The organism is Neisseria sp. HMSC065C04 (assembly GCF_001815375.1).
In the GTDB taxonomy this organism is placed as follows: Bacteria; Pseudomonadota; Gammaproteobacteria; order Burkholderiales; family Neisseriaceae; genus Neisseria; species Neisseria flavescens_D.
Window position 1 is genome coordinate 1 of record NZ_KV820388.1, and the last position, 770, is coordinate 770.

At 40.1% G+C, this 770-nt stretch carries 1 protein-coding gene; it reads right to left on the minus strand.

The features are described from left to right. Positions 1-143: 143 nt before the first annotated feature. On the minus strand, positions 144-770 hold a 627-nt coding region (locus HMPREF3022_RS01880; protein WP_141756478.1), incomplete at its 5' end, for a transposase.

Below are 770 nucleotides of genomic sequence, written 5' to 3' on the forward strand. Positions count from 1 at the left end.
AAGATGGTATATAGCATTGTCAAATATGAATTTCGATTTATTTTATATTTAATTGTTTTTACTTAATATTTAGTTATTGCTTTTCCATCGAATGCAACAAGTCACGGCTGCTTTTACGGCAGCCGTTTTTTTGTTTGTTTTTGTTAAGCTATTTGATAGCGCATTTTTTCGAACGGCTTTTGTGTTTTATGGATGTAGTAGGCGATTTTGGCGAGTTTGCGCATCAAAGCAACAATTACGATCATTTTAGGCTTTTTAGATAAGTTTTGAACTAACTTAGGAAAGGCTTTAATTCGATAGGCGACAAGCGCGGGCATAAACAAGGCGCGTTTAAGCCGGCGGTGACCGTAGCGGCTTAATCTGCCTTTTTTATTTACGCTGGTTCCTGATTGTTCAATGCGCGGACTTAATCCGGCGAATGATACGAATTTGTTGGCCGTCTTAAATTGTTTGTCTGTGAGATGATTGAGCAGGATTGCAGCGGTATCTTTGCCTATACCGGGAATTGTTTGCAGATTTTTGTAATGCGTATTCAGGCTATCTTGTTGCTGAATCATGAGGTCTATTCGCTTGGCCGTTTGGTCTATCTGTTTGGCCAAGAGCAATATGATTGCTTCGTGTGTGGCACGAATAAAAGTATCTTTTGCGGCGTGCAGTCTGTTTTGACTTTCGTTTTGCTGTTGTTTGAGTTGCTGGAGCAGGCTTATCAGTTTATACAGAGTTGGGTTTTCAGACGGCTTGAACGGCGTAAGTTTGTCTAAATGGCGTTT